The sequence below is a fragment of the Rhodococcus sp. S3 genome (assembly GCF_058211795.1).
Map to the genome: position 1 here is coordinate 5,014,529 of NZ_CM177074.1, position 25,821 is coordinate 5,040,349.

28 protein-coding genes are annotated in these 25,821 nt (G+C 65.3%); 12 read left to right on the forward strand and 16 right to left on the reverse strand.

Features of this window, described 5'->3' with window-relative positions:
• The first annotated feature begins 129 nt into the window (after positions 1 to 129).
• Together AC0LPE_RS23290 and AC0LPE_RS23295 are read left to right on the forward strand one after the other, a co-directional pair.
• Positions 130 to 1,464: a sensor histidine kinase gene (locus AC0LPE_RS23290; protein WP_471903985.1), complete on the forward strand. Its 1,335-nt coding sequence runs from the start codon at positions 130 to 132 to the stop codon at positions 1,462 to 1,464.
• Complete coding sequence (locus tag AC0LPE_RS23295) at positions 1,449 to 2,120, forward strand: response regulator transcription factor (RefSeq protein ID WP_471903984.1); 672 nt, start codon at positions 1,449 to 1,451, stop codon at positions 2,118 to 2,120. Before AC0LPE_RS23290 ends, AC0LPE_RS23295 begins: the two co-directional genes overlap by 16 nt.
• A gap of 407 nt (positions 2,121 to 2,527) precedes the next feature.
• Here the strand turns inward: AC0LPE_RS23295 and AC0LPE_RS23300 are convergent, their stop codons facing one another.
• The 4 genes from AC0LPE_RS23300 to AC0LPE_RS23315 all read right to left on the reverse strand — a co-directional run bounded on the left by AC0LPE_RS23300 (position 2,528) and on the right by AC0LPE_RS23315 (position 7,317).
• Positions 2,528 to 3,775: an IS256 family transposase gene (locus AC0LPE_RS23300; protein ID WP_490605014.1), complete on the reverse strand. Its 1,248-nt coding sequence runs from the start codon at positions 3,773 to 3,775 to the stop codon at positions 2,528 to 2,530.
• 342 nt (positions 3,776 to 4,117) lie between these two features.
• Complete coding sequence (locus AC0LPE_RS23305) at positions 4,118 to 4,876, reverse strand: SDR family NAD(P)-dependent oxidoreductase (RefSeq protein WP_157741807.1); 759 nt, start codon at positions 4,874 to 4,876, stop codon at positions 4,118 to 4,120.
• The gene (locus AC0LPE_RS23310; protein ID WP_088896968.1) at positions 4,873 to 6,111 is read right to left on the reverse strand and encodes a dienelactone hydrolase family protein; all 1,239 of its coding nucleotides are present in this window, start codon (positions 6,109 to 6,111) and stop codon (positions 4,873 to 4,875) included. Before AC0LPE_RS23310 ends, AC0LPE_RS23305 begins: the two co-directional genes overlap by 4 nt.
• Before the next feature lie 72 nt (positions 6,112 to 6,183).
• A complete protein-coding gene (locus tag AC0LPE_RS23315) occupies positions 6,184 to 7,317 on the reverse strand; it encodes a cupin domain-containing protein (RefSeq protein WP_490605334.1) in 1,134 nt (377 codons plus the stop codon).
• A gap of 731 nt (positions 7,318 to 8,048) precedes the next feature.
• Here AC0LPE_RS23315 and AC0LPE_RS23320 point away from each other — a divergent pair.
• A complete protein-coding gene (locus tag AC0LPE_RS23320; protein ID WP_430715646.1) occupies positions 8,049 to 9,302 on the forward strand; it encodes an IS256 family transposase in 1,254 nt (417 codons plus the stop codon).
• Between the two features lie 86 nt (positions 9,303 to 9,388).
• Here the strand turns inward: AC0LPE_RS23320 and AC0LPE_RS23325 are convergent, their stop codons facing one another.
• The gene (locus tag AC0LPE_RS23325) at positions 9,389 to 10,030 is read right to left on the reverse strand and encodes a type IV toxin-antitoxin system AbiEi family antitoxin domain-containing protein (protein ID WP_423659775.1); all 642 of its coding nucleotides are present in this window, start codon (positions 10,028 to 10,030) and stop codon (positions 9,389 to 9,391) included.
• A 62-nt stretch (positions 10,031 to 10,092) separates the two neighbouring features.
• Between AC0LPE_RS23325 and AC0LPE_RS23330 the strand changes: the two genes are divergently transcribed.
• Positions 10,093 to 10,311 (forward strand): type 2 periplasmic-binding domain-containing protein, encoded by a 219-nt coding sequence (locus AC0LPE_RS23330; protein WP_216359287.1) that lies wholly within the window; start codon positions 10,093 to 10,095, stop codon positions 10,309 to 10,311.
• 82 nt (positions 10,312 to 10,393) lie between these two features.
• Positions 10,394 to 11,611 (forward strand): alpha/beta hydrolase, encoded by a 1,218-nt coding sequence (locus AC0LPE_RS23335; protein ID WP_490605335.1) that lies wholly within the window; start codon positions 10,394 to 10,396, stop codon positions 11,609 to 11,611.
• A 3-nt stretch (positions 11,612 to 11,614) separates the two neighbouring features.
• Here the strand turns inward: AC0LPE_RS23335 and AC0LPE_RS23340 are convergent, their stop codons facing one another.
• Together AC0LPE_RS23340 and AC0LPE_RS23345 are read right to left on the reverse strand one after the other, a co-directional pair.
• The gene (locus AC0LPE_RS23340) at positions 11,615 to 12,811 is read right to left on the reverse strand and encodes a 4-hydroxybenzoate 3-monooxygenase (protein WP_490605336.1); all 1,197 of its coding nucleotides are present in this window, start codon (positions 12,809 to 12,811) and stop codon (positions 11,615 to 11,617) included.
• Between the two features lie 103 nt (positions 12,812 to 12,914).
• A complete protein-coding gene (locus AC0LPE_RS23345; protein ID WP_088896985.1) occupies positions 12,915 to 13,673 on the reverse strand; it encodes an IclR family transcriptional regulator in 759 nt (252 codons plus the stop codon).
• Positions 13,674 to 13,755: 82 nt separating this feature from the next.
• Between AC0LPE_RS23345 and AC0LPE_RS23350 the strand changes: the two genes are divergently transcribed.
• From AC0LPE_RS23350 to AC0LPE_RS23360, 3 genes are all read left to right on the forward strand, one after another.
• Positions 13,756 to 14,115 (forward strand): ArsR/SmtB family transcription factor, encoded by a 360-nt coding sequence (locus AC0LPE_RS23350; RefSeq protein WP_490605337.1) that lies wholly within the window; start codon positions 13,756 to 13,758, stop codon positions 14,113 to 14,115.
• Complete coding sequence (arsB, locus tag AC0LPE_RS23355; protein WP_490605338.1) at positions 14,112 to 15,191, forward strand: ACR3 family arsenite efflux transporter; 1,080 nt, start codon at positions 14,112 to 14,114, stop codon at positions 15,189 to 15,191. Before AC0LPE_RS23350 ends, arsB begins: the two co-directional genes overlap by 4 nt.
• A 282-nt stretch (positions 15,192 to 15,473) precedes the next feature.
• Positions 15,474 to 16,424: a DUF808 domain-containing protein gene (locus AC0LPE_RS23360; RefSeq protein ID WP_490606394.1), complete on the forward strand. Its 951-nt coding sequence runs from the start codon at positions 15,474 to 15,476 to the stop codon at positions 16,422 to 16,424.
• Positions 16,425 to 16,473: 49 nt separating this feature from the next.
• Here the strand turns inward: AC0LPE_RS23360 and AC0LPE_RS23365 are convergent, their stop codons facing one another.
• Both AC0LPE_RS23365 and AC0LPE_RS23370 read right to left on the reverse strand, forming a co-directional pair.
• Entirely contained in the window at positions 16,474 to 17,079 is a 606-nt protein-coding gene (locus AC0LPE_RS23365) for a phosphoribosylanthranilate isomerase (protein ID WP_088896959.1), read from the reverse strand.
• Positions 17,080 to 17,127: 48 nt separating this feature from the next.
• Positions 17,128 to 17,487 carry an Rv2640c family ArsR-like transcriptional regulator gene (locus tag AC0LPE_RS23370; protein ID WP_490605339.1) on the reverse strand — a complete coding sequence of 120 codons (360 nt, stop codon included), beginning with the start codon at positions 17,485 to 17,487 and terminating at the stop codon, positions 17,128 to 17,130.
• A gap of 93 nt (positions 17,488 to 17,580) precedes the next feature.
• Between AC0LPE_RS23370 and AC0LPE_RS23375 the strand changes: the two genes are divergently transcribed.
• Positions 17,581 to 18,069, forward strand: coding sequence for an ArsI/CadI family heavy metal resistance metalloenzyme (locus AC0LPE_RS23375; protein WP_490605340.1), 489 nt, complete (start codon positions 17,581 to 17,583; stop codon positions 18,067 to 18,069).
• 75 nt (positions 18,070 to 18,144) lie between these two features.
• On the opposite strand, the gene dnaB is transcribed toward AC0LPE_RS23375, so the two are convergent.
• The 5 genes from dnaB to rpsF all read right to left on the reverse strand — a co-directional run bounded on the left by dnaB (position 18,145) and on the right by rpsF (position 22,464).
• A complete protein-coding gene (gene dnaB, locus AC0LPE_RS23380; RefSeq protein WP_088896957.1) occupies positions 18,145 to 20,346 on the reverse strand; it encodes a replicative DNA helicase in 2,202 nt (733 codons plus the stop codon).
• A gap of 490 nt (positions 20,347 to 20,836) precedes the next feature.
• Positions 20,837 to 21,292, reverse strand: a complete 456-nt coding sequence (rplI, locus tag AC0LPE_RS23385; RefSeq protein ID WP_088896956.1) for a 50S ribosomal protein L9 — start codon at positions 21,290 to 21,292, stop codon at positions 20,837 to 20,839.
• Between the two features lie 17 nt (positions 21,293 to 21,309).
• Positions 21,310 to 21,552 carry a 30S ribosomal protein S18 gene (rpsR, locus tag AC0LPE_RS23390; RefSeq protein WP_006550800.1) on the reverse strand — a complete coding sequence of 81 codons (243 nt, stop codon included), beginning with the start codon at positions 21,550 to 21,552 and terminating at the stop codon, positions 21,310 to 21,312.
• Between the two features lie 41 nt (positions 21,553 to 21,593).
• Complete coding sequence (locus AC0LPE_RS23395; protein ID WP_006550801.1) at positions 21,594 to 22,112, reverse strand: single-stranded DNA-binding protein; 519 nt, start codon at positions 22,110 to 22,112, stop codon at positions 21,594 to 21,596.
• A 64-nt stretch (positions 22,113 to 22,176) separates the two neighbouring features.
• The gene (gene rpsF / locus AC0LPE_RS23400) at positions 22,177 to 22,464 is read right to left on the reverse strand and encodes a 30S ribosomal protein S6 (protein WP_006550802.1); all 288 of its coding nucleotides are present in this window, start codon (positions 22,462 to 22,464) and stop codon (positions 22,177 to 22,179) included.
• A 154-nt stretch (positions 22,465 to 22,618) separates the two neighbouring features.
• On the opposite strand from rpsF, the gene AC0LPE_RS23405 reads away from it, so the two are divergent.
• The 3 genes from AC0LPE_RS23405 to AC0LPE_RS23415 are packed head-to-tail and all read left to right on the forward strand — an operon-like array spanning position 22,619 to position 24,953.
• Entirely contained in the window at positions 22,619 to 23,962 is a 1,344-nt protein-coding gene (locus AC0LPE_RS23405; protein WP_490605341.1) for a glycosyltransferase 87 family protein, read from the forward strand.
• A complete protein-coding gene (locus AC0LPE_RS23410; RefSeq protein WP_423659747.1) occupies positions 23,959 to 24,546 on the forward strand; it encodes a GNAT family N-acetyltransferase in 588 nt (195 codons plus the stop codon). Before AC0LPE_RS23405 ends, AC0LPE_RS23410 begins: the two co-directional genes overlap by 4 nt.
• Before the next feature lie 26 nt (positions 24,547 to 24,572).
• Positions 24,573 to 24,953, forward strand: coding sequence for a DUF2752 domain-containing protein (locus AC0LPE_RS23415; protein ID WP_016692176.1), 381 nt, complete (start codon positions 24,573 to 24,575; stop codon positions 24,951 to 24,953).
• A 3-nt stretch (positions 24,954 to 24,956) separates the two neighbouring features.
• On the opposite strand, the gene AC0LPE_RS23420 is transcribed toward AC0LPE_RS23415, so the two are convergent.
• Together AC0LPE_RS23420 and AC0LPE_RS23425 are read right to left on the reverse strand one after the other, a co-directional pair.
• Positions 24,957 to 25,514: a hypothetical protein gene (locus AC0LPE_RS23420; RefSeq protein WP_145690423.1), complete on the reverse strand. Its 558-nt coding sequence runs from the start codon at positions 25,512 to 25,514 to the stop codon at positions 24,957 to 24,959.
• A gap of 121 nt (positions 25,515 to 25,635) precedes the next feature.
• Positions 25,636 to 25,773, reverse strand: coding sequence for a hypothetical protein (locus AC0LPE_RS23425; protein ID WP_490605342.1), 138 nt, complete (start codon positions 25,771 to 25,773; stop codon positions 25,636 to 25,638).
• Between the last annotated feature and the right edge of the window lie 48 nt (positions 25,774 to 25,821).

Below are 25,821 nucleotides of genomic sequence, written 5' to 3' on the forward strand. Positions count from 1 at the left end.
CAGCCGACCATTCCGCCGGTGGTGTGGTCACTGGGTCCACGCGGCGGATCGGAGGTGGTGCCAGCACCACCTTTTCGACTGCACCTCACCTCCTCCCGAAACAGCGGCCGCGTCGATAGGCTCACTCGAGTGTCCTCTGCTGAACCGACCTCGGTGCTCGCCGCGATCACACGACGACGCTTCCTGCTGACGGGGTGGCTGTGGCGCTCGCTCGGCTATCTGCTGACCACTGTCCCGGTGGTGTGCGCGGTGGCGCTGCCGTTCGCTGCGTTCTGTGTCCCGTGGTTGGTCCTGATCGTGTGGGCGGGCGACGGCATGTATCCGCAACCGCTCGGCAGGGTGTTGTTCCTCGGTGTTCTCGGCGTGGTGCTGGTGTTCGGGCTCGGCCCGCTGGTGGCGATACCGCTGGCGACTCTGGAACGTATGCGGCTGCGTCTGGTGAGCAGCGATCGGGCGCTCTCGGCGCACCGCGCGCCTCCCGCCGCGGGTCTGTGGCCGTGGGTGCGCACCCGCTACACCGAGGCCGCGACATGGAGGGAGCTCGGATACGCAGTCCTGCTGCTCACCTTGGTTCCCGCGTTGTTGCTCCTGGCCGCGGTGATCGTCGGCCTCATCGTCGTGATGGTGGTAAGCCCCCTGGTGGTGGGTGACGGTAACGAGGCGGTGGCGCTCGGCTTCAGCCAGATCACGTCGGTCGATCAGGCCGTCCCCTACGCGATCGCAGGTCTGCTTCTGCTGCCGACAGTCCCGTACGTGATTGCTCTGATCGCGGGACTGCACGGCGCGCTCGCTCGGTCGTTGCTGTGCGGCGACGATCCGGACGCGCTTCGCGCTCGGCTTGTCGAGGTGTCGCGGTCCCGTGCCCGACTGGTCGATGCCTTCGAGGCAGAACGTCGCAGGATCGAGCGGGACCTGCATGACGGCGCGCAGTCGTTGCTCGTCAACCTCACTCTGCAGTTGGGTATGGCCAAACTCGACCTCCCACCGGATTCCGCCGCCGCGAAAAGTGTGTCGCAGGCGCATGACCAGGCCAAGGATCTGATGGCGGAACTGCGGCAACTCATTCGGGGAATCCACCCCAGGGTGCTCACCGACCGCGGCCTACCCGACGCCCTACGTGAGCTGACCGAGGACTTCGCCGTCCCGGTCGCCGTCACCGCGGAGATCTCGCCACGCCCGGCGCCGGACGTCGAGGTCGCAGCCTATTTCGTGGTGGTCGAAGCGCTCAACAACATCGCCAAACATGCGGATGCGACGGCCGTCGACGTGACGGCCCGGCGCGCCGGGGATCTGCTCGTCGTTGAGATCGTGGACGACGGCTGCGGCGGTGCGGATCCGGAACGAGGGAGCGGTCTGACGGGCCTGGCCGACCGGGTCGCTGCGGTCGACGGCAGAATGCTGCTGTCCAGCCCGCCTGGCGGGCCCACCGTCGTCCGAGTGGAGTTGCCGTGGATCGAGAACTGACTGCCGTGCGAGTGGTCCTCGCCGAGGATGGTGCACTGCTGCGCGAAAGCCTCGCCGCGATGCTCGAACGATTCGGGTTCGAGGTCGTGGCTGCGGTCCCCGATGCCGTGAACTTGGAATCGGCTGTCGCCGAGCACCGTCCGGACCTCGTCGTGACCGATGTGCGGATGCCGCCGGGTTTCACCGACGAGGGGTTGCGCGCAGCAGTGGCACTGCGACGAACCTACCCGGAGCTTGCCGTGGTGGCGTTGAGCCAGTATGTCGAATTGAGTTACGCCGACGAACTCATGGGTGCGGAAGGTGGGCGGGTCGGCTATCTGCTGAAGGATCGCATCGTCGATGTCGAGGAGTTCGTCTCCACTCTGCGTCAAGTGGTTGCCGGTGGCACTGTGATCGATCCGATGGTCATACAGCAGTTGTTCCGTCGCCGGCGGGATCCGTTGGCGCAGTTGTCGCCGCGCGAACGCGAGGTGCTCGCCTCGATCGCAGAGGGACATTCGAATGCGGCGATCGCCGCACAATTGTTCATCACCGAATCGGCGGTCGGCAAGCATGTCGGCAACATCTTTAACAAACTGGTGCTGCCGCCGACCGACGACACGAATCGTCGGGTGCTGGCCGTCCTCGCGTATCTACGCCGGCACGAGCTCGGCTGAGACACATCCGACGCCCGAATCATCCGATGTGTTGATGCCCGGTCCACCGTCCGGGGCTCGCCTGCGTATGCGCAGACGAGCCGGCGATGACATCTGATGCCTGCAGCCAAGGGGCGCCGCTTGCGGCACAGATCCCCGTAGCACGCTTCGAGACCATCCCTGACGCGGGCTACCTCGTCCCGGACGACACACCCACAGAGCTGACGGCGTCCATCATGCGATGTCCAGCGACGTTGTCTGGTGACTAGTGCCTCGTCAAGCAACCTTGGCCGTGTAATGCGGGTACTCGGTCCACGATCGGATCGGTGAGTCCGGGGCGAACCGGGTCTTCGGATAGTGCCCCGTGGAGTGGTGGACTTCGGATCGGCTCTGCAGTAGACGTAGTGATCAACGAGTCGTGCTGGATACTATGCTGTTTCGCTCGAGCCGGTCAACGACAACGCCGGTTCGGTAGCGTGCTGTTTGGCGGCGATCACCGCCCGGAGCTCGTCCATGCTCACATCCGAGACATACCGGCGGGTGACCTGCCACTCGTCGTGCTGCTCGATGACCACCGCGGTCGCCAACCGGAGGAATGCCGCCGGGTTCGGAAAAATCTCCACGACGTCGGCTCGACGCTTGATTTCCTTGTTCAACCGCTCAATGGGATTGTTGGACCACACCTTTTGCCAATGAGCCTTGGGGAACGCGGTGAACGCCAGCACATCGTGTTTGGCGGCTTCCATCAACGCCGCGACCTTCGGAAACGACCCGGAGAAGGTGTCGGTGACCTGATCCCACTGCTCCGCGACGGCGTCCGGGTCGGTGTGCGCGAAGATCGTCTTGACCGCCGCCATCACCGGCGGCACATGCTTGGCCGCCACCGCCGCCCGAATGTTGCGCATGAAATGCACCCGGCACCGCTGCCACGAAGAACCCGCGAACTGCTGCATCACAGCAGCTTTGAGGCCACTGTGTGCATCGGAGATCACCAGATGCACCCCCGACAGACCACGGGCCTTGAGGCTGGTGAGGAACTCGCGCCAGAACTCGTAGGATTCGCTGTCCCCGACGGCGGTTCCGAGTACCTCGCGGGTGCCGTCGATCGAGACTCCGGTGGCCACCACCAACGCCTGGGACACCACGTGCGCACCGACCCGGACCTTGCAGAAGGTGGCGTCGAGAAACACGTACGGAAAGCTCGTGTGCGTCAGCGTGCGCTCGCGGAACCGGGCGATCTCGGTGTCCAGACCAGCGCAGATCCGCGACACCTCCGACTTCGAGATCCCGGATCCGACACCCAACGCGCCGACCAGGTCGTCGACGCTGCGGGTCGACACGCCGTGCACGTAGGCTTCCATGACCACTGCGTACAGGGCCTTGTCGATGCGGCGGCGTCGCTCCAGCAAGGAGGGGAAGAACGATCCTGACCGCAGTTCGGGGATCTTGACCTCGACATCGCCGCTGGTGGTGGCCACGGTCTTCGTTCGATGTCCGTTGCGGTGCGTTATCCGGGTGTCGGTGCGTTCGTAGCGGCCGGCGCCGAGCTTGTCGGTGGCCTCGGCTTCGATCAGAGCCTGCAGGCCGGTACGGATCAGTTCGGCGAACACGCTGGCGCTGTCGGCGCCCTCGAGCGCGTGGAGCTGGGTGAGCAGTGCAGAATGATCGTGGGTCATCGCGTAGCTGCTTTCTGTGAGTCACTGTGAGAGGTAACTCGTTGATCACTACGCGATGGCCCACCCTCGGCGAGGGAGCGACACGCCGCGGACCTGGCCGGATGCGCTCAGCCGATTCCCACCACTCCCCGGGACTTACCCAGACGAGTTGCGTTCAGTCACTCTGAAGCAGGCGAGGTTCTCGTCCTGGACAGATGCAGTGCCCCGCCAAGGATGAGCTTGGCGGGGCACTGCATCTGCCTAGGGTCCGGTGTCGTTGTCCTCGTCTATCGGCCGGAGTGTGCGGCGCACGGGTTCCGTTACGTCCTTTGCTGCTCGACGGAAGCGAAGGAACGAAGAGATTCAGTGCCCGCCGCTGACCGTCAGGACATGTCCTGTGATCGCGCCTGCATTCTCGGACGCGAGGAACGCCACCGCCGCGGCGACCTCGGCCGCTGTCACCAACCGGCGAAGCGGAGTGTGTTCGACGAGCTCGGCGACGACATGCGGGGCAATCGTGGCGCCTTTCTCGGCGGTCAGGCCGGGAGCTACGAGATTGACCGTGACTCCTGCCGGCCCCAGCTCCCACGCCAGCGCGCGTGAGGCCGCAGTCATCCCGCCCTTGGCGGCGATGTACGAGACATCGGACTGCATCGAACCGTCGACCAGATCGGTGGAGACGGTGATTATTCGTCCCCAGTGGTGGTGGGCCATTGCCTGTGCGCAATGCCGAGTGATCGCTAAGGTGCCCTCGAGATTCGTGCGCACAAGCGACGCCCAGTCCATTGTGGTCTGGTAGAAAGGCTCCGCCTGCTCGACATTGTCTGGCCAGGCCACCGCATTGTTCACCAGCACACCCAGAGGGCCGAGTTGGGCGTGCATCCTTGCGATCGTCGGAATCACCGAGTCCGGATCGTCCAGCACCGCTGGGACGGCCCTTGCGGCTCCGCCCTCGGTGTTGATCTCATCTACGACTTCCTGTGCCCGTGTGCTGTCACCTCGATAGCCGACTCCGACGGCGAACCCGGATCGGGCCAGAGCAAGGCAGATATGTCGTCCGATGGCGCCGGCGCCGCCGGTGACCAAAGCGCTACGGTGTTGTTCCGGTGCGGAGGCCGTCACGAAATCGGCTTCCCCTCGCTGGTGGACCATTTCGCCATCAACTCGTTCGACGGCAAAGTCTTGTCGACCAGCTTGCGTGCTTGTTCGATTCCTGCCACAGGAAGTCCGGTCGGTTCCAGCAAGCCGATCTGCACCAACACACCGGCCTGATCCCAGTAGATATGTTCGTTGCAAAGCTTGTCGCCTTCGATGGTGACGATGGCCACGAGGGGGATCTCCACATACTTGCCGGTGGGCGGGATACCGGGAAGAAGCCAATCCATCTCTCGATCATGTGTGAAGCACAGCAGCTGTTCTTCGACAATCCGGTTGGCACCGACGGTACGAGACAGGGTGATGGACTTCAGGTCGGAGGGATTGGTAGGGACGAAGTGGTAGGCATAGAACCGGGACAGATCCTTCTGTCCCACTCCGCCAGTAAGTGTCGGGATGTGGTTGACGTACGGTTCATCGATCATCGTCGCCATGGTCGCGGGCACATCGCGGGTGACGAATTCGTGGTAGACGTGATTGTCCCAGATCGCGTTGAGATCGTATCGGGGGCCGATCGTGTTGCGTAGCACTGCCAGTGTTCGAGCGTAAGCGAGGTCGGCTGCAACCGGATCGAATACGTCTCGTCCGGTCGTGCCGAACGCGTGGTCTACACCGTCGTAGTCGTAGATCTGCACAAGATCGTTGTCGGTAAACGCTGCACGGATAGCGGTTCGCGCCGGCTCGGGGCAGAATGCGTCCAGCTCGGCCAGGTGGAATGCGGTCGGCACCTGCAGGTTCTTTGCCTCGTCGAGGTGCTCATGTACGCCGACACCGTAATAACTTACCGCGCAGTCGATGTCGAGACGTACCGCCGATAGATAGGACAGTAACCCGCCCATGCAGTATCCAACGATGCCAACCCCCCCGGCCTGATTGTCGAACGCACGCAGGGTGCGAATGGTATCGGCGATGTCGTCGATCGCGGTGTCATTGTCGAGCGCATCTCGAAGTTGCAGTCCGCGGGCAACGCCGTTGTCGTCGTAACCCAGTTCCACGCGCGGTTCGGATCGCCAGAACAGGTCCGGCACGAGCACAACGTAGCCTTCTCGGGCGTACAGCTCGGCGGTTTCGCGCATGTAGTCGTTGACGCCGAAGATCTCCTGTAACAAGACCAGGCCGGGTCCGGATCCCTGCTCAGGTTCGGCGAGGTAGGCGGCGAATGTTTCGCCAGAGGCCTTAACGATATCGATGTACTTACCCATGGAAGTTCCAGATCCTTCTTCGAGGCCGTTGTCTGCGGTGCTCGGGGCACTGCATCCACGGTGGTGATGTACTTACTGCTGCACCGTCGTCGCCGGTTCGAGGGTGTCTTCTACGGTTTGGTGTCCGTGGTTGTCGGTGTAGGCGGCTTCTTGGTAGAGGTCGAGTGCGTGCATGACGGGGAAGTCGTTGAACGAGAACAGGCACGCATCGTTGCGCTCGTCGTCGTTGGCGTGTTCGTGCCAGGCCCACGAGGGCACGCAGAAGATGTCGTTTTCCTGCCAGTCGAACCGCTGCCCGCCGATGATGGAATGACCGCGGCCTTTGGCCACGTGATAGATCACCGACCCGGTGTGCCGATGCGCGAGCGTGGCCTGACCGGGACGCAGCAGCTGCATGTGCGCGCCCATCGTCGGCATGACCGAACCGCCGGTGAGCGGGTTGACGTACTCCATGATGATGCCGTCGTACGGTGATCCGTCGGAGACCTCCGCGCGGGCGAGCAACGCCTCGTAGGTGCGTTCCCACGGGTAGGCCAGCAGCGGGGAGTAACGCTTGCTCCATCCGCGGTCGGCGGGGGTGAGGATCCCGGACCCGTACTCGTGCAGCGAGGTGTTGACGACTTTTCCGGGTTGTTGATGCAGCTCCGGATGCACGGCGTAGAAGTTTGCGTCGAGTGTGTTGACCAGGGGGATGTCGAGTCCGTCCTGCCAGATCACCGGGGAGCTGGCCGAATCGTTGCCGTGTTCGTGCCAGGTGCCACTCGGGGTGATCAGGAAATCCCGCGCTCCGGCCTCGAGCCGGTCGCCGTCGACGATCGTCCACGCTCCTTCACCTTCGATGACGAACCGCAGGGCAGAGGCTGCGTGTCGGTGTGCGGTCATCGACTCGCCCGGGTTCATGATCTGCAGTCCGGTGTAGAGCAGACCCACGGCCGCACTGAGGTCCTTGCGGCCGTCGTTGACCAGCATCACCACCCGTCGGCCGGCATCGTCACCGGAGACCAACGAGGCGGATTCGAGCACCGACGGTCGCAGCTGCTGATAACGCCACAGCATCGGCACCGATTTCGGTTGTGGATACCACGGCTCGATGTCGTTGGCCACCGTCCACAACGCTCCGGCGCCCATCGTCTCGAGCCGGCGGTAGAACTGCACCAGCTCGTCGGTGTCCTCCACGCGGGACCGGCCGAGGATGTCTTCCCTCATATCAGCAACTCCTTCCACAACGAGAGTTCAGCTCGATGATGACAGCGAGGATGTGCCGAGACTACCAACATTTGATCAAATTTCTACCCCCCTGCGACGGGATGGCGGGGTTCATCTCTTCCTGTAATGAATCATTTCTGAAAACTGACACTTCAGCTGCCAGGATCGCGGAATGAGACCCGGGCGAGAACCCGCTACCGACACTATTTGATCAAATCCTTGCTTCTCGATTGATCTGGCGAACAACCAGTTGGGCCTTCCGAACTTGCACGAACAACCGAGTTGAAGGCCACAGCCGATCCCCAGAAACACTCCTGGACGGGAGAGTCGACGATGGAGGTTCGCGCTGAAGTCGTCAGTAGTGCAAGTGCAGCTCTGGACCTGCGCGGTTCCAAGCTCATGCCAGGAAGGGATGCTTGCGAGCTTGTCGAAGTCCACAGACATTCCGCCCCCATCTCACTGCGCCTCTACCTCTGAACTGGGGAAACGCCGAGATGAGAAGGTTCACCGACACGAATACGGAAACCGATACTGGCTCGTAGAACCTACACCTGCTGTAGAGATGCAGCGAAGACTGGCCGGACACGCCGCTGCACAAGTAGTGCCCCATAGAGTGGTGTAACCCGGTGACCAGCAACACAACCGGCAGCGTGTCGCTGCTGGACGTGAAACGGTCACCGCGTGATCCTTCGAGTCAACCTTCCACAGAATCCTCGAACGGAGTCATCACGATGACCGCACCCCACATTGTCGACCCTGCAGGCGTATTGCACCAAGCCCTGACCGACGCGTCGCCCGATCTGATGCGCGAACTGCTGCAAACCATGATCAACGCCCTGCTGTCCGCCGAGGCCGACGCGGTCTGCGGCGCCGAATGGGGCCGACAGTCCACCGAACGAGTCAATCAGCGCAACGGATACCGGCACCGTCCCCTCGACACCCGCGTCGGCACCATCGACGTCGCGGTCCCCAAACTCCGATCCGGAACGTATTTCCCCGAATGGCTCCTCGAACGCCGTAAACGCGCCGAGGCGGCATTGATCACCGTGGTCGCCGACTGCTACCTGGCCGGGGTCTCCACCCGCCGGATGGACAAGCTGGTCAAAACCCTCGGCATCAACGCACTGTCGAAATCCCAGGTCTCACGCATGGCCGAGGACCTCGACGAGCAGGTCGCCGCGTTCCGGCAACGCCGCCTCGATCACGCGGGCCCGTTCACGTTCGTCGCCGCCGACGCATTGACGATGAAAGTCCGCGAGAACAAGCAGGTCGTGAACGCAGTCGCGATGGTCGCCACCGGAGTCAACGCCGATGGGCACCGCGAAGTGCTGGGCTTGCATGTGGCCACCAGCGAGACCGGGCCTGCATGGAACACCTTCTTCGCTGACCTGGTCGCTCGAGGTCTGAGCGGGGTCCGGTTGGTCACCTCCGATGCGCACCGTGGTCTGGTCGATGCGATCGCGGCGAACCTGCCCGGTGCTGCGTGGCAGCGGTGCCGGACCCACTACGCGGCGAACCTGATGAGTGCGTGTCCGAAGAGCATGTGGCCGGCGGTCAAGGCGATGTTGCATTCGGTCTACGACCAGCCGACGGCCGATGCGGTCGATGCTCAGTTCGATCGTCTCGTCGAGTACACCGAGGACCGGCTCCCGGCGGTGGCTGAGCACCTGGGTAATGCTCGCCCGGATCTGTTGTCGTTCAGTGCTTTTCCGAAGGATGTGTGGACTCAGGTGTGGTCGAACAATCCGGCCGAGCGGCTCAATCGAGAAATCCGGCGTCGGACCGATGCGGTGGGGATCTTCCCGAACCGCGACGCGGTCGTCAGGCTGGTCGGTGCTGTTCTGGCTGAGCAGACCGATGAATGGGCGGAGGGTCGGCGGTATCTCGGGCTCGAGGTGCTGGCTCGTTGTCGTGCCGTTGGTGCGGAGCCGGAGTCCTGCGGGGAGGTGGTTACAGAGCCTGCCGCCGCGATTCCTGCTGCATAGTCAGGACAGGAGAAAGGATCACCGTCCTACACCACCTATCGGGGCTTGACCGAACCGGGCGGCAACAGCGTCACGTTCGTCGAAGTTCACGGGTGCACTCCCGCCCATATCTCGGCGCGCCGCAATGCGGCGACGAGACGCTGAGGTCTGGCCAGCTGTTCGAGTCGTTCAGGGTCGCTGCGACGGTACAGGTTTGCGACCGCAGCCGGGATCTCGTTCTCTGCGTTACCGAGAAGTGGCCGGCGGGCGAGGTCGAGCAGTGTCTGTTCAGGACTTGTGACGAGTGCAGCTCCGAGCGATGTCTCCACCCGCTCTACATCGAGCACGCTGGTGTCACGCTGCACAAACCGCACCGTGGCGTCGCGATCGCTCAGCTCGATGGGTCTGTGAGCACGAGGAACCGTGAGGACCGCGGTGGCCAGTGCACGTGGAATCGCCCCTAGCAATCGGGCTGCGCTGACACCCATCAGTGCAATGTGGTCGGCGCCGTAGATTGCCGAGGCGATCCCTGCTGCTGCAGCTTCGAGGCCGGGAACCCAGTGACGTCCCACCTGATCTTGCGGGACGACGATGTAGTAGCCGGGGGCGACTCTGTGAAGAAGGCCTTTATCGGTGAGGCGTGCCAGTTCCGGTCGGGGATGCGCGTATACGTGCGCTACGTCCTGGGGCCGGAAGGTTCGCATCGCGGATCGCGCCAGCTCCGCCGGCAGCGGTGTTCCCCGTGTCATGCTCACAGTCCGTACAACTTTCCAATGTGCATTTCGTAGGCCACGAACCTACGAAATGCACATTGAATACGCAAACGGTTATCCCTCTGCGACTGCAGAGCCACCTCACGTTGGCGTCCGTCGCCGCGAACGTCGACGACCCGCACGTCGCCTTCGTCCCGGTCGACGAGCCGACACCCGACGTCGATCTGCGCGCCGCATGGCGGCGGAACGATCCCAATCCGGCCGTGCACACGGTGCTCGGACTCCTGTTCGACGAAATCGAGGGTGAAATCCGCTGATTCGGGTATCGGTGACGTCGTCGTGCCGTCACCGTGCAAAGAGAATCCCGATCCGCGAACCTCGGCTCGAAGGAGCACCGGCATGGGTCTGCTGTTCCACGATCATCTGCACGACGAGTTCGGAACCTGGCCGCTGGCCTACATCCCCTACGGCGGTGCCGACTTCGGCGAGATCGCCGCAGTGGCCCGGCAGGTGGGGGACGGGGACGACGGGGACTTCTACCGGGCGTGGGTCGAGAGCGGGGACCGTCTCGTCGCCGAAGCGGAGTCCTGCGCGACCGCCGGGCACGACGACTCGGCACGCGAGTTGTTCCTGCGGGCGAGCGCCTACTACGCGACCGCCTACCACCCGCTGTACGGATCTCCCGTCGACCCACGTCTGATCGCCGCCTTCGACAAGCAGGTCGCGGCCTTCGATGCCGGGCTGGCGATCGGGGACACACCCGTCGAGGCTGCCAGGATTCCGTTCGAGGACACCACGTTGCCGGGCTACCTGATCCCCGCACCCGGCCACGAGAACAGCGTGCGGCCGCTCATCGTCTTCACCAACGGATACGACGCCACGATCACCGACATGTACTTCGCGTCGGCGGTTGCAGCACTGCGACGCGGCTACCACTGTCTCCTGTTCGACGGACCGGGCCAGGGCGAGATGCTCTACAAGCAGAACATGCCGATGCGTCCGGACTGGGAAGTGGTCGTGCGCACGGTGATCGACCATGCGATCACCTCACCGATCGTCGACCCCGAGCGCATCGTCCTGAGCGGCTGGAGTCTCGGTGGGTATCTCGCGCCGCGCGCAGCATCCGGTGAGCATCGCCTGGCCGCGGTGGTCGCCGATCCCGGTCAGTGGAGCGTCGCGGCCGGCACCCGGGCCCTCGGGGCAGCATTCGGCCTCTCCCCCGAGGTCCTCGACGATCCTCTCTCGATGAGCGCGCAGGACGCCGACGCGATCATGTCTGCGGTGCAGTCGGATCCGTCGCTGCGCTGGAAGATCGTCGCCCGTGGATTCTGGGTCAACGGGGTCTCGGACATCCGGGAACTGTTCGCGGAGATGAACGCGTACACGCTCGACGAGGTCGGGGAGCGTATCTCGTGCCCGGTCGTGGTGACTGCCGCCGAGAGCGATGCCCTTGCACGCGGTGCAGGAACATTCGGAGATCGATTGGGCGACAAGGTGTCCCTCATCCCGTTCACCGACGCCGAGGGTGCGGGCGGGCATTGCGAGATGGGCAACCGCACTCTCCTCAACAGAAGAGTTCTCGATCGACTCGACGAGCTCCTGTCGCGCGTGCCGTGACGCTCAGCGGTCGGGCCAGCCCGTGTACGCCTCCGCGAGGTACTGCTGCCCGTACCGGGAGCCGACGACCGCGGCGAGTTCGCCCAGCGCCCGCTTGTTCTCGAACGACGTTGCGTCCTCACGGGTGTGGAGCATCGAGGTCATCCAGTACGAGAAGTTCTGCGCCTTCCACACACGCTGCAGCGCCGTGTCGCTGTAGGCGTCGAGCAGGTCGGACGAGCCGGTGGAGAAGAACGAGTCGAGCGCGCGGAAGAGCACCCGGACGTCGGCCAGGGCGAGGTTGAGTCCCTTGGCACCGGTCGGCGGAACGGTATGGCCGGCATCGCCTGCCAGGAAGAGGTTTCCGTGCCGCATCGGTTCGCACACGTACGAGCGGAAGGGCAGGACCATCTGCTCGAAGATCCGGCCGCGCTTCAGTTCGAAACCGTCGGGGCCGTCGACGCGCCGCTGCAGCTCGTCCCAGATCCGGTCCTCGCTCCACGCCGACGCGTCCTCGGACGGGTCGCACTGGAAGTACATCCGCTGCACCGACTCGTTGCGCTGGCTGATGAGTGCGAATCCGTGATCCGAACGCGCATAGATCAATTCGGGCGCACTCGGCGGGGCCTCGGTGAGGATCCCGAACCATGCGAAGGGGTACTCGATGAAGTGGTCGGTGCGGACGTGATCCGGAATCGCCTTGCGGCAGATGCTCTGCGATCCGTCGGCTCCGACGAGGACGCGGCACCGGATCTCGACCGGCGTGCCGTCGGATTCGGTGAAACGGATCTTCGGTGTGTCGGTGGTGATGTCGAGAACCTCTGTGTCGCAGATGCTGTAGCGCACATCGCCACCGTCGCGTCGCCGCGACGCGGCCAGGTCGACGAAGACCTCGTTCTGCGGATACAACCACACCGACTCACCGACGAGGTCCCGGAAGTCGATGCGGTGGCTCTCACCGCCGAATCGCAGATCGATGCCGTCGTGACGGTGCCCTTCGTCCAGGACACGGGTGTCGACTCCGCTCTCGGTGAGCAGCGACACCGAACCGTGCTCGAGGATGCCCGCACGGTGGGTGGTCCGGATGGTCTCGTGATCACGCTTCTCGACGACGATGTTGTCGATCCCCGCTTTCGCGAGGAGGTGGGAGAGCATGAGACCTGCCGGGCCGCCGCCGACGATGCCGACCTCGGTCGTGACGACCGTGCGGGTTGCGTTCATGTTTTCGTCCTCCGCTGCGCGTATCCGATTCGCGTCCCGTCGAGTGTCGTGCGCCTCTCCCACCGCACACGTCGTCTTCTCGTTCAATGAGAAAACGGTCGGGTCAGTCCGGCGGTCGCTCACCCACTCCGCGCGCGATACCGCGGGCCGCGGCCATGAGGACGGGCACGACGGCCTGCTGCCGGGACGCGCCGGTGGGGACCACCACGCCGAGCGCCGCCAGGGCATGACCCGACCGCGTGAGGACGGGGACCGCGATGCCCGTGGTGCCCTCGTCGAGCACACCGTCGAAGCGCGCATAGCCCCGTCGGCGGACCTCCGCGAGCGCGCGACGGAAATCTCTCGTCGTCGCAGCGAACCGCCTCTCCACTTCGGGATGTCGTCGCCGATAGGACTCCTGCACCTCCGCAGGCGAGAACGCGAGCATCGACATGCCCAGCGACGTGTCGTGGACGGGGAGCCGGCGCGCGACCGACGCCTGGTTGACCACCGAATCGGACGCCGACAGCCGTTCGAGGACGAGGACCTCGTCGTCCTGCAGGACCGCGAGCTGGGTGTGTTGGTGCACCACCGACTGCACGTCCTGCAGGAAGGGGAGCGCCGCCTCCCGCAGATCGCGCGCGGGTGCACTGCGCGCGACGAGTTCCCACAGGCGCAGACCGAGCCGCACCCGCCCGTCGTCGTCCCGGGTGAGCAGCCCGTGCTGCACCAGCTCGCCGACGAGCCGGTAGGCCGTGGCCTGCGGGATGCCGGACCTGCGGGCGAGACTCCCGACGGTCAGGCGGGGTTGGGTGTCGTCGAACGACTCGAGGATGCGGACGACGCGGTCGAGCATCGAATCACCGGACGGCGAGTTGGCCATGCCGCCCATTGTTCCGTGTCCGATCCGGACGGCTTCACCATCCGGATCCGGTTGCGGATTCGACATCTGTCAATATAGACACGTGTCGAATCAAGATCCCGCGGGTGACGACGTCTGCTGTTCTCCGCTCGTGCGCGAACCCCTGACGGGCGATCGCGCCGTCGACCTCGCCCGGATGTTCAAGGCCCTCGGCGATCCGGTGCGCCTGCGGTTACTGTCCCTCGTCGCGAGCCACGCCGGCGGTGAGGCGTGCGTGTGCGACATCTCGGGATCGTTCGATCTGTCCCAACCGACGATCTCGCACCACCTCAGAGTTCTGCGCGAGGCAGGCCTGCTCGAGTGCGAGCGTCGCGGCACCTGGGTCTACTACTGGGTGGTTCCGGCCGCACTACGGCAACTCTCCGAGGTGCTCGGTATCGAAGCGGCCGAGGCACCCGCATGAGCGAGCGCACCGCGGTGGACAGTCCCGTGATGAGCAGGATGTCGACACTCGATCGCTTCCTTCCCGCGTGGATCGGCGCCGCCATCGTCGTCGGCCTGCTGCTCGGTCGCATGATTCCCGGACTCGGAGAAACCCTGGGTTTCATCGAGATCGACGGAATCTCGCTGCCGATCGCCCTCGGCCTGTTGATCATGATGTACCCGGTGCTGGCGAAGGTGCGCTACGACCGTCTCGACACGGTCACCGGTGATCGCACCCTGTTGATCTCGTCGCTGATCCTCAACTGGATCGTCGGTCCTGCACTGATGTTCGCGCTCGCGTGGCTGATGCTTCCGGATCTACCCGAATACCGCACCGGTCTGATCATCGTCGGCCTCGCGCGTTGCATCGCGATGGTGATCATCTGGAACGACCTGGCGTGCGGCGACCGGGAAGCCGCTGCCGTGCTGGTCGCGATCAACTCGGTCTTCCAGGTGATCATGTTCGCCGCGCTCGGCTGGTTCTACCTGTCGGTGCTGCCCGGATGGCTCGGTCTCGAACAGACCGGGCTCGACGTCTCCCCGTGGGAGATCGCGAAATCCGTGCTGATCTTCCTCGGGATCCCACTCGTGGCCGGTTTCCTCACTCGTCGATTCGGCGAGAAGGCGAAGGGCCGCAACTGGTACGAGCAGACCTTCCTGCCGCGCATCGGACCGTGGGCGCTGTACGGACTGCTGTTCACCATCGTGGTCCTGTTCGCCTTGCAGGGCGACCAGATCACCTCGCGACCACTCGACGTCGTACGCATCGCCCTGCCCCTGCTGGCGTACTTCGCGATCATGTGGGGGAGCGGGTATCTGTTCGGCGCTGCAGTAGGACTCGGCTACGAACGCACCACCACACTCGCCTTCACCGCCGCGGGCAACAACTTCGAACTCGCCATCGCCGTCGCGATCGGCACGTTCGGGGTCGCGTCCGGGCAGGCACTGGCGGGAGTCGTCGGCCCCCTCATCGAAGTGCCCGTCCTCGTCGCACTCGTGTACGTCGCCCTGGCTCTGCGCACACGCTTCGCCGCACGCGCGGGAGGTGCGTCGTGACCGCCGTCCGTCCGATCCGTGACGAGATCCGGACGAAGGTCGAGGCACTGATCGCCGAACCGACGTCACCGGCATGATCGAGTTCGGCAACCACATCCATCGGGTACCCACAGATCTGTCATGCCGGGCACCCGCACAGGTCGCTCGGTGTGGAGGCAGGTCGTCGCCGACATGCTCCGGACATCGCGTTACACGTCGTCGCAGGTCCGGTAGCGTTCCGAGACGACTCGCAATCGCGTGTCGGTCGATCGGCTCGGTGCAGCCGAACTGTGGGAGGTTCCCGTGGCTGGTGGTCTCGTCGCCCTTCTGGACGACGTCGCGGTGCTTGCGAAGGCAGCCGCGGCATCCATAGACGACATCGGCGCCGCAGCCGGCAGGGCGAGCGTCAAGGCAGCGGGCGTGGTCGTCGACGACACGGCCGTCACCCCTCGCTACGTGCACGGGTTCACCCCCGATCGCGAGCTGCCGATCATCCGCATGATCGCGCTCGGCTCGATCCGCAACAAGCTCCTGATCATCCTGCCGGTCGCGATGATCCTGAGTCAGTTCCTCCCGCAGGCCCTGCCCTATCTGCTCATCGCAGGTGGTCTGTTCCTCTGCTACGAGGGCGCCGAGAAGGTCTACGAGGCGCTCACCGGCGGTCACCACGAAGAAGAGACCACCGCGGCGGAGAAGGGTCCCGAGTTCGAGAAGTCCATGGTCAGCGGCGCGATCCGCACCGACCTGATCCTGTCCGCAGAGATCATGGTGATCTCGCTGGCCTCGGTCGAGGACGAACCCTTCCTCACCCGCCTGCTCGTCCTCATCGTCGTAGCCGTTCTCATCACGATCCTGGTGTACGGCGTGGTCGCGCTGATCGTGAAGATGGACGACGTCGGCCTTGCGCTCGCGAAACGGAAATCCACTTTCGCTCAGCGCATCGGTCGCGGTCTGGTGACGGCGATGCCGAAGCTGATGACCGTTCTCACCGTGGTCGGGATCGCCGCCATGCTGTGGGTCGGCGGACACATCCTGCTCGTCAACGTCGGTGAGGCCGGATTCCATTGGCCTGCCGATCGTCTGCACGATCTCGAGCACTGGTTCGGCGAGCTCGTGCACGGTGGATTCGGCGGCGTGCTGTCGTGGACCGCTGGGACAGTGGCGTCCGCTCTGGTGGGCCTGGTCGTGGGCGCACTCGTCGTGCTGATCATGCACCTGATCCCGCGGCGGAAGAAGGCCGACGCCGCGCACTGACGCCGGATCACCCGGGCAGGGGCACTCCGGGGCTCGGCCCCGGACCGGGTCACTCCGGGGCGCTTCTCCGGACCGCCTGGGCGAACGCCCGCATGAGACCGGGATCCTTGACGCCGCGTTCGGCCTCGATGCCACTGGAGACGTCGACACCCCACGCTCCGGACGTGGAAAGTGCCCTCTCGACATTGTCGGGGTTCAGCCCACCCGCGAGGACCCACCGGCCGGACGGCAGGGCACTGCGGTCCTGCCAGTCCCACGTCTTCCCGGCACCGGCAACCGCACCGTCGACGAGCAGCAGGTCGGCGCCGAAATCCTCCGACAGCGCTTCGGCTCCTCCGGTGTTGATCGCACGGATCACCGTGAATCCCGCGTCGTGCAGCACGCGCACGTCGTCGGCCGACCGCAGGTCGTGCACCTGGACGTGATCGAGATTCGCGGCCCGGGCCGTCGCGATGATCTCGTCGAGGGACGCATTCACATAGACACCGACGGCGAGTGTTCCCGCCGGCACGCGAGTGCGGAGCGTCGCGGCCCGCTCGGGGGAGATGCGACGAGGGCTCTTCACGAGGACGAAACCGACCGCGTCGACGTCCAGTTCGATGGCGAGATCGACCGTCGCCTCGTCCTGCAGTCCGCACATCTTGATGAACGTCATCACTACCTTCCTGGGCGCTTCTCCACCTCGAGGATATGTCTGCGACCGTCAGCGGCAGCAGTTCGGATCCAGGACGGCCCTGAGCGCGTCGAGGGACTCGGAACGGGCACGGTGATAGACGTTCATCCCACGCCGCTCGGATTCGACCATCCCCGCCTTGCGCAGTTGTCCGAGGTGATGGCTCACCGTGGATTCCGCCAGATCCACACCGGCGGCGAGATCGCACGTGCACACCGCACCTTCGTCGGCGGTGAGCAGGATCGACACGAGTTTGATGCGCACCGGGTCGGCCAGGGCCTTCAACCGCAACGCGACCTCGAGGGCGGCGTCGTCGCTCATCGGCGCGGCCGATACCGGTTCGCAGCAGATCGGGGCGCGGACATCGATCACGGGTAGAGCTTTCGGCATGATTCGAGCCTAGCCACCTTCTTGACATATGTCGAAATAGGGGAGCATCCTGTGAGCGGTAATTCGATATATGCCACACAGGTGGAGGCAGTCATGTCACGCATCCAGTTCGCCCTCAACGTCGACGACCTGCCCGAAGCGGTCGCCTTCTACTCGACACTGTTCGGCACCGAACCGGCCAAGCTCGAACCGGGCTACGCCAACTTCGCGATCGCCGATCCACCGTTGAAGCTGGTGCTGTTCGAGAACCCGCGCAAGGGCGACACGATCAACCATCTCGGGGTCGAGGTCGACTCGTCCGAGAAGGTGCACTCGGAAATCGCCCGCTTGACCGAGGCGGGCCTGTTCGCCGACGAGGAGATCGGCACGACCTGTTGCTACGCCACTCAGGACAAGGCGTGGGTCACCGGGCCCGCGGGGGAGAAGTGGGAGGTGTACACCGTCCTGGCGGATTCGGCCACCTTCGGCTCGAGTCCGCACCATCTCGAGGGTCCGCAGGAAGCCGGCGGCGGGACATGCTGCACGACCGGCGCCCCGGACGACACCTCCACGCCGGAGACCGGCGTAACCTCCTGCTGCTGAACACCTTTCGCTACGAATATCACCGAGCCGGAACGAGATCTGCCACCTCGCCGCCGGGCGGGGCGACGACTCGAATCAGCCGCGCGCCATGTCCACGAACCGCGACAGGTGCAACTGGTGGGCGACGGTGATCGTCGCGGTCGGGCCGTTACGGTGCTTGCCGACGATGAGGTCGGCCTCGCCGCCACGCGGGTCGTCGCGCTCGAAGGCGTCGGGGCGGTGCAGCAGGATGACCATGTCGGCGTCCTGCTCGAGCGATCCCGACTCACGGAGGTCGGAGACCTGCGGCCGCTTGTCGGTGCGCTGCTCGGGACCACGGTTGAGCTGACACACCGCGACGACCGGAACCTCGAGTTCCTTCGCGAGAAGCTTGAGGCTACGCGAGAATTCGGAGACCTCCTGCTGACGCGACTCGACCTTCTTGCCGGACGACATGAGCTGCAGGTAGTCGATGACGATGAGACGGATGTCGTGTTTCTGCTTGAGCCGCCGCGCTTTTGCGCGGATCTCCATCATCGTGAGGTTCGGCGAGTCGTCGATGAACAGCGGCGCCTCGCTGATCTCGCTCATGCGACGGGCGAGACGCGTCCAGTCGTCGTCGGTCATGCGTCCGGATCGCATGTCGCCGAGCTTGATCTTCGCCTCTGCGGACAGCAGACGCATGACGATCTCGGTCTTGCCCATCTCGAGCGAGAAGATGACCGACGCCATGCCGTGCTTGATGGAGCACGACCGCATGAAGTCCATGCTCAGCGTGGAGTTGTGCGTGGGCACCATCGCGCGACCCGCGAGGTACATGTGGTCGCCGTCGACCTCGACGCACCGCACGGGGACCGACGGGACCGGGCGGACGGCGACGATGCGGCGTTCGCGCGGCGCGGAGGCACGGCATTCCTTGTGTCGCACGGCCTTGCTGGGCAGGACGAAGACGTCGTCGTCGGTGGTGAAGGAGATCTCGGTGCCGTCGAGCACGGGCGCGTGACCGAGGCCCGACAGGAGTTCGGCCACGCCCTGCGTCAGTCGCTCGGACGAGCCGACGAACCGGATGGTGCCGTCGTCGTCGATCTCTCCGCCGGCGTCGAGCAGACCCGCGAGGAGTTCGCGACGCTGCGGTTCGGATGCCCGCTGGTATTCGGCGGGGATGTGGGCGCCGAGCGCGACGAGGGCGCTCGTGAAGCCGCCTTCGCCCTCGATACGCATGTGCAGTTCGGGATCGGACGACGGGCCGCCGAGCCACGCACCGAGCGTGAAGGGGGAGACGGGCAGCTCTGTTGCCGGGAACGACAGTGCCCGGGTGTTCGCGACGGTGTGCCCCGCCTCGGCGGTGGCGGCGAGTTCGCCCGTGGTGCGGATCGCGCCGTCGCCGGTGCGCCACTGGTGCTGCTCGTCGGCGACGATCACGGTGCCGTCGGAGAACACCACGTCGAAGCACGGACGGCCGTGCATGACCTCGGTGGCGGCGAGGACGCGGGTGGGGCGGCCGTCGGCGCCGAGGAGTTCGTCGCCCACACCGACCTCGCCCATCGTGGTCCAGCCTGTGGGGGTGGGCAGGGGAGTGTCGAGGGCGAGCGCCTTACCCACACCGGGACGCGCGGCGACGATGATCATCTGGCCGGCGTGCAGGCCGTTGGTGAGTTCGTCGAGTTCGGCGAAGCCGGTGGGCACGCCGAGGGAGATACCGCCGCGGCTGGCGATGGAGTCGATCTCGTCCATCGTGGGCTGCAGGAGTTCTTCGAGCGGCACGAAGTCTTCGGTGGTGCGTCGTTCGGCGACCTCGAAGACCTCGGCCTGCGCGCGGTCGACGATCTCGGCGACGTCCTGGCCGTCGGCGCCGGCGTAGCCGTACTGGACGATGCGGGTGCCCGCCTCGACGAGACGACGCAGGACGGCCTTCTCGGCGACGATCTCGGCGTAGTAACCGGCGTTGGCCGCGGTGGGGACGGTCTGGGTGAGCGTCACAAGATAGGCAGCTCCGCCGAGACGCTTGAGTTCGCCGCGCCGGTCGAGTTCGGCCGACACGGTGACCGGGTCGGCGGGTTCGCCGCGGCTGTAGAGATCGAGGATCGCGTCGTACACGGCCTGATGGGCCGGACGGTAGAAGTCGCCGGGCCTCAGCACTTCGAGGACGTCGGCGATGGCGTCCTTGCTCAGCAGCATGCCGCCGAGCACGGACTGCTCGGCCACGAGATCCTGAGGGGGCTGTCGACCGAAGTCTCCACTCGGTTCCTCGGGAGGTCCCGAATATTCGGGATTTCCACGATCGTCAACGACGGCCACTGCAGTGCCTGCCTTCCTCCACATGTCCCCGTCCGGCGCGCTGTGCTCCGGCGGATACCTGCACGCACTCCCGGTGTCGGTACCCGGGGTTTCGTGTCCGGTTCTACTCGCCCCTACCGACATCCTGTGTGTGGAGTCGTGCGCCCGACGTTAGGGATCCGGATGGCCCGCCACAACTCGGGTTGTGCACACAGTTGGGGATGAATTGTGGAAAGAGGAGGACAGCCTTGTGCACCGGATGTGCACAACCTGGGGACAACACATCTCACATCTCCCGTAACTGCAGGTAGGAGCGGAAAAATGCCTGTTCACACCTGTGGAGAAAAAGAATCTCGGCGTGTCGGAGGGCCGGGCGTGTTCACCCATTCGTTCCCCGAACGACATTCCGAGGAGTCACAACGGTGTGGTTTACCCCCTGTTTATCCACAGGCTGTGCACAGACGACGAGGAGCCCCACGCCGACCAGGCGCGGGGCTCCTCGGGGCCGGAATCAGGCAGCCACGACGTTCAGCGTGAACTTCGCGGTGACGTCCGGGTGCAGCTTCACGACGATCTGGTGCTTGCCGGTCGCCTTGATGTGAGCCTTGGGCAGCTCGACGATGCGCTTGTCGACAACCGGGCCACCGGCAGCCTTGAGAGCACCGGCGACATCGGCAGCGGTGACCGAGCCGAACAGCTTGCCCGAGTCGCTCGAGGTCTTGACGCTCAGCGAGACGTCCTCGAGGCTTTCGATGGCGGCCTTGAGCTCCTGGGCGTGCTCGAGGCCACGCACGGCGCGAGCCTCCTGAGCACGGCGGATGCCCTCGACCTGCTTCTGGGCACCGCGGGTGGCGACGATCGCCAGGCCGCGGGGCAGCAGGTAGTTGCGGCCGTAGCCGTCCTTGACCTCAACGGTGTCGCCAGGCGCACCGAGGTTGTCCACGTCAGCAGTAAGGATGAGCTTCATCGTGTCCCTCCCTTTCCTCAGCGAGTCGTCGAGACGTAAGGGAGCAGAGCCACCTCACGAGAGTTCTTGACAGCAACAGCGACGTCGCGCTGGTGCTGCACGCAGTTGCCGGTGACGCGGCGAGCGCGGATCTTGCCGCGATCGCTGACGTACTTGCGCAGCAGCGTCGTGTCCTTGTAATCGATCTGCACGTTCTTTTCCTTGCAGAAGGTGCAGACCTTCTTCTTCAAAACCTTCTCGCGCGCGGGCGACTTAGGCATGGTCGTTCTCCGTAATTTTGGATGTTCCGATCGAGGTCGGATCAGAACGGAGGCTCGTCGTCCCCGGAACCGCCGAAGGAGCCCGACTGCGGGGCGTCGCCCCACGGGTCGTCTCCGCCGACGTTCGTGTTCTGAGCGGGACGGCCACCGCCCGATCCACCGGAGGAACCACCGAAGCCTCCGCCACCGCCACCGCGACCGGCCTTGGTGACCTTGGCCGTGGCGTAACGGAGCGAGGGGCCGATCTCGTCGACCTCGAGCTCCACGACAGTGCGCTTCTCGCCTTCACGCGTCTCGTAGCTGCGCTGCTTGAGCCGGCCCTGCACGATCACACGCGAGCCGCGAGTCAAGCTCTCGGCCACGTTCTCCGCTGCCTCACGCCAGATGTTGCAGCGCAGGAACAGAGCCTCGCCGTCCTTCCATTCGTTGGACTGACGGTCGAACACGCGGGGCGTGGATGCGACGGTGAAGTTCGCAACCGCAGCACCCGCGGGGGTGAAACGCAGTTCGGGGTCGGCGGTCAGATTGCCGACCACGGTGATGACGGTGTCGCCTGCCATGTGGTTCCTCCTGCAGTGTGGGGAGTCCTGATGCGCCAGAGCCTACGGCCCGGCGCCGACAGGCTCACTTGCCGTGGCGCAGAACCTTGGTGCGGAGCACCGACTCGTTCAGGCCGAGCTGGCGATCCAGCTCTGCAACGGCAGCAGGCGTCGCGCTGATGTCGATCACCGCGTAGATGCCTTCGCTGTTCTTGGCGATCTCGTAGGCGAGACGGCGCTTACCCCACACGTCGACCTTGTCGACCTTGCCGCCTTCCTGGCGAATGACGTTGAGGAACGTCTCCAGCGAGGGAGCGACGGTGCGCTCGTCCAGGCTGGGGTCCAGGATGATCATCAATTCGTAATGACGCATAAGACCTCATCACCTCCTATGGACTGTGAACGGTCACGGACGTTCCGTGACAGGAGGGTCGTTGCGTCAGCAACCCATGAAGGGTACACGACGGCCCGGCGACCAGCGAAATCGCCGACCGTCGCGGGCAGGGGATTTGTCCTAGGGTGAGGGCATGCGCACGAGCTCCGGGACCGTCTCGCTCGTCGCCGTCCTGACGTGCGCGGTGATGATGTGCTTCGGCTACCTGAACAAGGCCCGGTGCGCCGGCCCCACCTTCGACGCCGAGGGCCGCACGCTGCGGTTCGAGGACATCAAGGACGCCGACGTCTGCTATTCCGACATCCAGCAGCTGTGGATCGGCCGCGGCATCAACCTCCACGTCTTCCCCTTCGTCGACGGGGGCATCACCTCGTCGGGGGCACTGACCGGAGGCACCGTCGAATATCCCGTGCTCAGCGGGGTGCTCATGTGGATCGGAGCGATCGGTGCCCACACCGACGCGGAGTTCCTCCTGCAGTCGGCGCTGTTACTCGCCCCCTTCGGGCTGATCACCGCGTGGTTGCTCGCCCGGATGGCGGGATGGGCGGCGCTGTTGTGGTCGCTCACTCCGCCGATCGTGCTCTACGCCTTCCTCAACTGGGACCTGCCGGTCGTGGCGGTCACCGTCGCCGCCGTCGCGGTGCTGACGATCGAACGCTGGTCGCTGCGGACCCGCGGAGTGGTCGCCGCGCTACTGCTGGGCGTGGGCTTCTGTCTCAAGCTCTATCCGGGCATCTTCGTGCTGCCGCTCATCGCCTACGTCCTCACCGGCGGGAGCTCACCCGACCGGAAGCGGGACGTCCCCGGCGCCCTCGCCGTCGCGGGCACGGCGGCGGCGACGGTCGCCGCGATCAACCTGCCCTTCGCGATCCTCGGCTACGAGGGCTGGCGGGCGTCGTTCGCCTTCCAGCAGAACCGGGAAGCGGACGGGACCAGCAATTCGATCTGGTACTGGGGTCTGCGGCCGTTGATGGGCGGCTACCAGGAATACGAGAACACCCCCCAGTACAACGACCTCGTCGCCCAGCTGTCGCCGACGCTGATCGCGCTGTCGTTCGCGCTCGCACTGTGGCTCGGATGGCGCCGATACCTCCGCGACGGCATCTATCCGTGGCTCGGTACCGGTGCCGCGATGCTGTGCGGGTTCATACTCTTCCACAAGGTGCACTCACCGCAGTACACGCTGTGGCTGCTGCCGCTGCTGATCCTGCTGCGCGTGCCGTGGGGGCTCGTCGCCGCCTATCTCCTCGCCGATCTCGCCATCGGCATCGGCATCTTCCGGTGGTTCGCCGCGACCGCCGGCGAAGCGGACATGGCCGTGCCGCTCACCCTCGTCCACATCGGGGTGTGGGGACGCGCGGTCCTGCTGGTCGTGCTGTTCTTCGTCTTCCTGCGCGTCCCACCCAGAACTCCGTGGCAGAAGACGGAACGGACGGACTACGCTCGCCGTCCGACGACGACCGGGAGAACGCGATGAACGACAACTGGACGGAACATCCCCTCCTCGAGGGTCCCCGGATCCGACTCGAGCCCCTCGACGACGCGCACGCCGAAGGACTGCTGAAGGCCGCCGACGATCCCGACACGATCTTCGCCTGGACGCACCTCGTGATCCGCGACCTCGACGACGCGCGCACGTTCGTGCGCCAGGCCGTGGCCGATCCGTCCCGGCTGCCCTACGCGATCGTCGACAAGGCGACCGGTGAGGTGCTGGGGTCGACGTCCTACTACCTCCTCGAACCGGCCCACCGCACACTGGTGATCGGCTACACCTGGCTGTCGACCCGAGTGCAGCGGACCCACGTGAACAGCGAGTCGAAACTGCTTCTGCTGCAGCGCGCCTTCGACGACCTCGGGGCCGTACGCGTGACCTGGCACGCCGACGAACGCAACACCCGTTCACGCGACGCCCTGCGCCGGCTCGGCGCCACCGAGGAGGGTCTGCTCCGCAAGCACCGCAGGCGCCGTGACGGCAGCTGGCGGACCACCGCCCTGTTCTCCCTCACGGACGACGAATGGCCCGGGGTGCGCGCCCGGCTCGAGGAGCGCCCGGTGCGATGAGGACAAGGCGCGCGCTCGCAGCCCCCATGGCGATCGCCGTGGGCGCGGTCGCGGTGTGCGCCGCGGTGGCGTGGGCCGACCCGACCACGCCGGGCGGGATCATTCCGCCGTGCCCCACCTACTCGCTGTTCGGAATCCTCTGTCCCGGTTGCGGTTCGTCACGGATGCTGTACTCGCTCGTCCATCTCGACGTACCGGCAGCGTTGCACTACAACGCCCTCGGTCTCGTCGCGCTGGGCGTGCTGACCGTGGTCTTCGGTCTGTGGACGTGGAGCAGGGTGCGGGGCACACCGATGCCGCGGTGGACACGATACCGGTGGGCCCCGCACCTCGTGCTGGTCCTGACGGCGGTGTGGTTCGTCGTGCGCAACATCCCGGTCGCGCCGTTCACCGCCCTACGGATCTGACCGTCAGAGGATCGGGCAGTTGACCGTGTACTCCCACGCCGTCCCGGGCTCACCGGTCACTCGGACGAGAACCGAGGACGCACTCCCGGCCGGCACGTTCACCACAGCCGATCCGGTGCCTTCGTTGATGCTGTCACCGATACGACCGGTGTCGTGGATCTGGGAACCACCGTAGAACACCTGGATTCGGTCGGGAACGTCGAAGGTCTCCCAGTCCAGCAGGAACGACGTGGGACCACTGCGACCCAGCTCGTGGTAGGTGCTGGTGACACCTTCCCCTCCGGACTGCCGCGACTGGTCGCACTTCTGCGTCGTCGGCAGCGACGACCCGTTGCCCAGGATCGCACTGCCGAGATCGATCGCGCGCCCGCCCAGATCCACCACGCTGCCGGGCAGTTCGGACACGCTGCCGGGCAGATCGGCGACACTGCCCGGCAGATCGTTGCTGCCGGCGCTGCCGGTGGGAGCGGCCGAAGCGGCAACGGGCGCACCGAATGCGACCGCCGCCACCGTGGCGGCCGTCAGAACCACGCGCAGACCCGACCTGCGAATACGAGACATGCTTCCTCCGATGATCGATGCGTTGAATCCCCCACCTGGACATTCCCACACCGCGCGGCGCGTGCGTATCCTGCAATCGGATGAATCCGGCTCGGTCGGAACATCTTCCGATCCTCCCGATTCATGCCGTGTCGCCGCACGGCGGCCGGAAGGGCACGCCCGGCAGGTGCCGTTCCCATTCGTCCTCGGTCACCGGAGTCCCGACCGTGGAACACAGTGTCGCCGCGACGGTCTCGGGATCGAGTTGCCACAGCCGCACGGAAAGGTCCGGACCGCCTCCGACGAGCACCGCTCCGTCGTGCGCGAA